At 40.0% G+C, this 7,606-nt stretch carries 6 protein-coding genes and 1 rRNA gene; 1 reads left to right on the top strand and 6 read right to left on the bottom strand.

Annotated features, from left to right (window positions below; all coding sequences use genetic code 11):
- Window positions 1-398: 398 nt before the first annotated feature.
- Entirely contained in the window at window positions 399-956 is a 558-nt protein-coding gene (locus AS888_RS19175) for a shikimate kinase (RefSeq protein WP_061143751.1), read from the top strand.
- Between the two features lie 98 nt (window positions 957-1,054).
- Here the strand turns inward: AS888_RS19175 and AS888_RS19180 are convergent, their stop codons facing one another.
- From AS888_RS19180 to rrf, 6 genes are all read right to left on the bottom strand, one after another.
- On the bottom strand, window positions 1,055-2,068 hold the full coding sequence (locus AS888_RS19180) for a LacI family DNA-binding transcriptional regulator (protein WP_061143752.1): 1,014 nt from the start codon (window positions 2,066-2,068) through the stop codon (window positions 1,055-1,057).
- Window positions 2,069-2,202: 134 nt separating this feature from the next.
- The gene (locus tag AS888_RS19185; RefSeq protein WP_061143753.1) at window positions 2,203-3,405 is read right to left on the bottom strand and encodes an MFS transporter; all 1,203 of its coding nucleotides are present in this window, start codon (window positions 3,403-3,405) and stop codon (window positions 2,203-2,205) included.
- Between the two features lie 227 nt (window positions 3,406-3,632).
- Window positions 3,633-4,517, bottom strand: a complete 885-nt coding sequence (aroE, locus tag AS888_RS19190) for a shikimate dehydrogenase (protein WP_061143754.1) — start codon at window positions 4,515-4,517, stop codon at window positions 3,633-3,635.
- A gap of 65 nt (window positions 4,518-4,582) precedes the next feature.
- Entirely contained in the window at window positions 4,583-5,344 is a 762-nt protein-coding gene (gene aroD / locus AS888_RS19195; RefSeq protein WP_061143755.1) for a type I 3-dehydroquinate dehydratase, read from the bottom strand.
- A 56-nt stretch (window positions 5,345-5,400) separates the two neighbouring features.
- On the bottom strand, window positions 5,401-6,606 hold the full coding sequence (locus AS888_RS19200) for an MFS transporter (protein ID WP_061143756.1): 1,206 nt from the start codon (window positions 6,604-6,606) through the stop codon (window positions 5,401-5,403).
- Between the two features lie 746 nt (window positions 6,607-7,352).
- Window positions 7,353-7,468: ribosomal RNA gene (rrf, locus tag AS888_RS19205) — 5S ribosomal RNA — on the bottom strand.
- Window positions 7,469-7,606 lie beyond the last annotated feature (138 nt).

Raw genomic sequence — 7,606 nt, forward strand, 5'->3', positions numbered from 1 at the left:
TGTGTTTCTCAGCGACCATTTCATCTTATCATTTTCATACTAAGAAGTCAATAGTTATTATTCCTTTTAGTGCTTTACCAAAAGCTGATGAAGTTGTTGATGTGTTGCTTATTTATATTATCCCTTTTGTTCCTTAAAGTCAACAAGTTTTCATATAATTTCTTTGTCATTCATTTATTCTAATATATTCACCCCAAAGCCAAAAGCAACTTCCTTCTGTTATATGATTTCCAAGCATCAATTCCAGGATTAACAACGATATAGCCCAGCCTTTTCTTTGTCCAAATATTAAAAAATATTTTTTACAATTTTACTTTCTTGTACTATAATAAATTTATTTTAAAAATTTCAGGATAGGCTTTTAATCATTATAAAATAGTTGGGAGAGGGATTTATAAATGATTAATAAAAACACACCTTTGAGGATGCAGAGTATCGTTTTTATCGGCTTTATGGGAGTTGGAAAAACAACGATCGGCCAAAAGGTTGCACAGAAGTTATATAGGGACTTTGTGGATATAGATCGGGAGATTGAAAAGGAATTCAATATGCCCACTACAGAAATTTTCAAGGAGTTTGGGGAAAAAGTTTTTCGCGAAAAAGAAAAAAGCATGATAGAAAGCTTTAGTAAACAACAACTGAAAATAATTTCCGTCGGCGGAGGGGCCTTTTTACAAGAGGATATAAGGAATATTTGTTTATCCAATTGCATTGTCTTTTACCTCGATTTATCTTGGGACTATTGGAAAGAGAGAATTGGATTGCTGATTGATAGCAGACCGGTTCTACAAAGCCGCACCCTCGAAGAAATCGAAGAACTTTTTTACACCAGGCAGGAAATATACTCCTATCATCACTCAAAAGTGAATACGAATGACCTTGATGTAGACGAAGTGGCTGATTTTATAGTCGATTCGCTAAAAGTGGCCTGGGATATTTATGAACCGCTAAAGTAAATCCCATCCAAATTAAATAAGAATGATAGATCAGATGAAAAGGATACAGCGGCAGTTTACCATCCCCTGTAAGCTAATCATCTTTTCATTATTCTTTATTAGGAAGACTCCCTGATAATCAATTCGGGAGTTAATATGATCCGCTGCTGCTCACGTTTAATTTGTTCCATTTGCTGGTACAAAAGGTTCGCTGCCTCTTTTCCCGTACGTCTAGGAAATGAGGAAATGGTCGTTAAAGGAGGATGATAGATCTCTGCTACTGGAACATTATCGAACCCTATGATATCCATATCTTTTCCAGGAGTATATCCTTTCATCCTTAATCCTTGCATGACACCGAAGGCGATTAAATCGCTAAAGCAAAAAATGGAAGTTGGAGGTTCGGGATTTTCAAGCACTTTCAAAACAGCCTCCAGTCCACCCTCGCGTGTAGGTGCACTATCTATCATTAGCGATTCATCCACTTCCAGACCCGCACTTGAAAGGGCTTCACTATACCCCTCCATTCTCTCGATCCAAGTAGAAGATTCCCTGATCCCTCCAAGCAGTGCAATTCTTTTATGTCCCTTCTTAATAAGGTGATCAACGGCAATTCGGGCACCTTCTGGATAATTGATCCCGACATAATCGCTATTCACTCCAGGCAATTCTCTAACGGCAAGGACCATTGGCGTGTCAATGTCATTTAATCGCTCAACTGTTTCTTGTGTGCTTTCCGAGACGGGACAAAGAATCAATCCTCCGACCCTATGTTCCAGCATGGTTGATAGGAGATGGTCTTGCTTGGTGACCGAATCGAATGTGGTCCCCAGTAACACCGTATAACCGACTTCATCCAATGCGTCGTGAACACCGATCAAGAATTCTGAAAAAAAGGTGTTAGAAATGTCAGTAATAATAATCCCTACAGTATCAGAACTTTGAGACCGTAGATTTGCGGCAACTCTGTCATATACATAGCCCAATTCCTGCATTGATTTTAAAACCTTTTTCCGTGTCGCATCGGATATCCTTGGATTATTACGAACGATAAGGGATGCGGTGGAAGTGGACACGCCTGCATGCTTCGCAACCTGTTGCAATGTGACTCGGGCTTTTTTGGATTGCTTCATAGTTCCATCACCATCTTGAATGTATTTTTATTGTATATATGATTATCATGTTCTTACTATAATAATATAGTTGCTGCCATTAGCATACCCTTCCTTTTGGGACATAGGGTTTTCAACGATCGATTCACCAAACATTACCCATGGCTGCTGATCATCTCATGCTTTGTCAATTTTTTATAACGATAATTAACGAAGGCGGCAGCAAGGATTCCTAGTGTCGCAATAAAACAATCGAAGAAAAAAATATGTGATATATCCCCGCCCTTGGCAATTAACCCTGTTGCAATCGGCAGAATGACGCTTGCCAAACTGGAAGCTGTTGCGACGATACCTGTGACGGTTCCTTTTTTCCTCCAGAATAGTTCAGTCATTATGGCAATGGTTAATTGAAAAATCCCCGCTGTTGAGGCGCCAAGAAAAAATGAGGTGATGCTTAGGACGGTAGGTGAATGAACCGTTAAGATGGTGATGACTGTAAGTAACGTTATCATTGGGTAAAGTAAGATCACTGTCACAGGCTTGATCCATTTGTTTAATAATATGGACAATAGCAAGACGGAAACGAGAGATCCTACACTATAATAACTCAATAATTTTATCGACCCTGCATGGGACATTCCTGCGACTTCGTGACCGAAACTCGGTAGCCAGATTTGTGAAACGGTAAATAATGCAGTCGATGTAAAGCCGATAATGATCAAGGCCAAGCCCTCCCTCCAGAATTCAGGCTCGGTTATAAATCGGCTCCTTTCGAAATCATCTTCATCACTGGCAGCATCCGATTTATTTTTCGTAAAGGAAGCTGAAAGTATAAGAAGCAAGTTAACGAAATAGATCGCAGCAGGAATTAAAAAGGCAAAGCCATAAAATAAATGATTGTTGGATAGAAACAAGATGATGAATGGCAATATCGTAGCACCAAGTGAGCCAAAAGCCTTTACCATGACACTCGCTGACCCAGCCGATTCAGGAAACATTTCCGTTAACGCCGGATAGGTACCAGCATCCATGGCTGAGTTGGAAACCCCTGCAAGCAACGCAAACACAAACGCGATTTCGTATGTGGGGGAAAACGGAATCCCAAGCAAAAAAACTCCCATCAGGAACGAAGAGGTTATGATTAATGGCTTCCTGCCGAATTTATCTGACAGCACTCCCGAGAGCCCATAAGTAAGTAATCTCCCAACCCCTATCGCGGCAATGAGATAACTGATGCCTGTGGAATCCGTATTCCATTGTTCGGTTAGCGAGGACATGTTTGAGGCAAGGATTATATTTACCATTCCTAGTAGAAAATAGTTAATGTACATGCCCGATGCCGCTTTATACTTTTTCATTATTACACCCCTATAATAAATCACAATGTTCTTACTCCCCTAAAATTCTAAAAAATTGAATGTATTTAATTCTCCCCTATATGTTATCCATTTAACTGAAAAACCACTTTCAAAAAAAAATGCTAAGAAATACAAGGATCACTCCCTGTATTTCTTAGCTCCGAGGTTTACCTCAAGTATCAAACCCTATTACGATAAATGGAGGTCGATCCCAAAGTGAAAGCTCCTTATTCTGCAAACAATTGCTCTTTGATATATTCGACTGGCATCTGTTGTCCGGTCCATAGTTCAAAGGCCAATGCACCCTGCCAAAGCATCATTCCGAGGCCATTAATGGCAGTAGCGCCAGCAGCTTCAGTTTGTTCCATCAATTTCGATTTACGCGGGATGTATACAACGTCGGTTACGATTAGATCAGGACGTAACATGGATTCATCTTGAATCACGCTTAACCCTTCAAGTGGTTTCATACCAACGCCCGTACCATTTGCCAAAATATCACTACTTAATATTTCAGCCCTTAATTGTTCAACATTTTCAAGAGGATATACGTTAGCTTTCACGTTTAAATGCTTCATATCCTCATTGATGATACGTACATTCTCCTCTGCATGCGGGAAGAATGCATCATCACGAGCAAAAATGCTGATTTCAGCTATGCCTTCCAATGCAGATTGAATCGCAATAGGAGTGGCAGCCCCGCCCGAACCGATAAGCGTCATTTTCTTTCCTTTAATGTCTATACCATGTTCTTTCAGGTTACGGGTATAACCCATTCCATCAGTGCTGTGACCGACGAATTTCCCATCAACATTGACAACCGTATTAACAGCTCCTGAGAATTTGGCGCTGTCTGCCAATTCATCAAGATATGGAAGGATTTTCATTTTGTTCGGCATGGAAACGTTAAACCCTTTTACGTTTAACGCGCGCATTCCTTTCACAGCATCTTCAAGCTTTTCATTTCCTACCTCAAAAGCTAAATAAGCGCAATTCAATCCCAATTGATCAAAAGCCATATTATGCATGGCAGGTGATAAAGAATGTCCGATAGGCGTTGCAAGTAAACCGACTAATTCCGTTTTCCCGTTAATTCGTGCTAGATTTTCCATGTTGATTCCCCCTGGTTTAAATTGATAAGTTTATATAAATTCCTTCTTGGAAGAAATTCGACGGATTAAATATTTTGATCAATGATTTCCAGTACACTTCTTAATTGGCTCACCGGTATTTGTCCCGGAGCAGATGCTTCTTTTCCAGCCCCAAAGGTACAAGCAGATCCAAACACCGCACCCGCTAATCGACTGACCAAACCAGTACCCGACATAGACATCGTTATGAACGGCCGGTCGGCATATTTTGTTTTCATCGTATGGGTGGCATCCAATAAAACAAGTAAATCGCCAACACTTTGGGGCATTACGGCGATTTTCGGAATATGGGCCCCCAATTCCTGCATCTTACGCAGTCGGTAAATGATTTCTTCTTTTTCCGGTGTCTTATCGAAATCATGATTACACATTATTACGTAGACCCCATTATCTTCTGCTAACTTCACTGTCTCTTTTACTTTCGATTCTTCAAAAAACAACTCTACATCAACAAGGTCAATTGCCTTTGTTCTGATGGCTGTATGAAGCAGTCTAAAATAAAGCTCATCAGTGATTTCCTTTTTGCCGCCTTCTTTATGGCTTCTAAAAGTGAACAGAAGCAGGGTTCTAGGTAGTGCACGCTTAAGCTTAGCAATCATTTCTGCAACAGCCGCCAAATTTTCAACCTCTTCATAAACGTCTGCTCGCCATTCAATGATATCCGGCGCTAGCGCATGTACCGTTTCAACTTCTTTAAGCAGCTCTTTTTCTGTTGTCGCCATTAATGGAACGATGATCTTTGGAACTCCTTCTCCAATCGTTACGTCTTTGATCGTGATGGTTTGCATGGACATTTCCCCCTTAAACATTAACAGTTGGTATGCGATCGATGGTACTCGCCTTCTTAATTGCCTGGAACCTTAATTACTTTTTTATATCTGTAAGAAACGAATACTGCCAAGATAATGCTAATGATCGCAATGGCAACGTCAAATAAGAATACTGCAGTCAAACCGGCGCTTTTAGAAATGATCCCTGTAATGAAAGGAATGATGATAAAAGCAGAACTTGCCGCAATGTTTACATATGATGTAATCGTCCCTTTTTTGGCTGGGAAGAATTCAGTAATTATTGTCATGGCCAGTTGGAACACTCCTGCAGTTGAAAGTCCAATGAGGAAAGTACTCAAAATAGTCATGAATGGCTGCTGGATGTAAATGAGAGCTAATAAAGATAATGCAGCTATAATAGGATAAATGATCATGACGGTAATTGGTCTTATTACCTTATTCAACAGTACTGCCAATAAAATGACGGAAACGAGGGACCCGATGCTATAGTAACTAAGCAGTTGAACAGCCTTGGCTTGGGTTAACCCCAATACTTCTTGTCCGAAGTTCGGCAGCCATACTTGTACAAGCATGAATAAAGCCGTTGATGTAAATCCTAAAAGGATGACCGCCAATCCTTCCTGGGCAAACTTAGGTTTTGAAAGGAACTGGCCTTGCACCGTTGCAGCTTGTTCTTCACCTTGGTTTTCCATAGGCGCTTTATGGTTCGGGAATGAAACCTTAAGCAAGAAAAATCCATTCACGAGATATACAGCAGCCATCAAGAAGAATGTATAGCCATAAAACATATCCCTGGCGATGAAGAATGCCATGATGAATGGAAGCAGGGCCGCCCCGACGGAGACGAAAGCTTTTATCAATACAGTAGCCGAGCCCGCTTTCTTTTGAAACGCTTCAATAAGTGCAGGGTACGTACCAGCGTCTAAAAATGAGTTGGCAATACCGGCACATATCGCGAATATGAATGCCAATGTATAGTTTGGAGCCAAAGGAATGCCTACGAGGAAGATTAAATAAATAAAAGATGCAGCAACTACAAATGGCTTCCTTCCTAATTTATCCGACAACCTGCCGGCAAAAAACAATGAAACCAACTTACCGATTCCTATTGCGGAGACCAAGTAACTAATACCTGAAGCACTCGTATTCAATTGCTCCGATAAATTTTTCATATTCGACCCGATAATGATATTGATCATACCTAAAATAAAATAGCTAATATATAAACCTGTTGCCATTTTAATAAATGGATTCTTCATGAAACACACCCCTATGATAGTTATTCAAATGTAATTTGATTCTTAAATCGTTCAGAAGTTTTCCCCTTGCCTCATATAATGAATTCAGGAACCCAATTACGGCGATTAAAACAATACATTCAGCTAACCTTGGTATATCGTTCTACTAAGAAATATGGGTAGTATATTGGCTAGTATATCGTTCTACTAAATGTTGATGCTTGGTTGGTATATCGTTCTACTACTAGAGCTTTAGAGCTTCTTTTAGTATATCGTTCTACTAAATATACCTTTCATTACCCATATTCTGAATGGCGAACTCACCAAGTACTGTTGTTAACTTAATTAAGTATATCGTTCTACCTGAGTTATTATACTGCTCTAATTTAATTGTGTCAAACCTATGAAATAGGCCCGAATAAATACTGGCACTATCATTTATGTATTTGAAGGTCTCCCCAAAATTTGCTTTGACTTTATTATTATACTATACCTTGCTTACAAACAATTGGGGCTCAAGCATATTCCCCTATAATAGACGCTCGGTCATTGAAACATCATTTGCATTTCCTGTTACCAAATTACGGATTAATTTCTGTTTAACTTAAATACAGGAAATCCATCTATTTTATATCCAATTAAGTAACCATTTACTTGAAGGCCGAATTATATGATGTCCGGGACGATTTATTTCAATTTCCCTTTTCCCCCAAAAAACGAACATATAATGACGAAAAAAGACCAGCCGGATGGCTGATCTTGAAATGGCTTGGCGGCGTCCTACTCTCACAGGGGGAGACCCCCAACTACCATCGGCGCTGAAGAGCTTAACTGCCGTGTTCGGAATGGGAACGGGTGTGACCTCTTCGCTATCGCCACCAAACATATGAGGAACGTTGTTCCTTCAAAACTAGATAATATAGAAGGTATTTCATTTTTTAAAGCGTTGGTTAAGTCCTCGATCTATTAGTATCAGTCAGCTCCACATGTCGCCACGCTTCCACCTCTGACCTATCAACCT

The sequence above is a fragment of the Peribacillus simplex genome, from assembly GCF_001542915.1.
Classification (GTDB): Bacteria; Bacillota; Bacilli; order Bacillales; family DSM-1321; genus Peribacillus; species Peribacillus simplex_B.

Coding starts and splice junctions, on each gene's coding strand:
- AS888_RS19175 (WP_061143751.1), top strand. CDS start 399: ATGATTAATAAAAACACACCTTTGAGGATGCAGAGTATCGTTTTTATC.
- AS888_RS19180 (WP_061143752.1), bottom strand. CDS start 2,068: ATGAAGCAATCCAAAAAAGCCCGAGTCACATTGCAACAGGTTGCGAAG.
- AS888_RS19185 (WP_061143753.1), bottom strand. CDS start 3,405: ATGAAAAAGTATAAAGCGGCATCGGGCATGTACATTAACTATTTTCTA.
- aroE (WP_061143754.1), bottom strand. CDS start 4,517: ATGGAAAATCTAGCACGAATTAACGGGAAAACGGAATTAGTCGGTTTA.
- aroD (WP_061143755.1), bottom strand. CDS start 5,344: ATGCAAACCATCACGATCAAAGACGTAACGATTGGAGAAGGAGTTCCA.
- AS888_RS19200 (WP_061143756.1), bottom strand. CDS start 6,606: ATGAAGAATCCATTTATTAAAATGGCAACAGGTTTATATATTAGCTAT.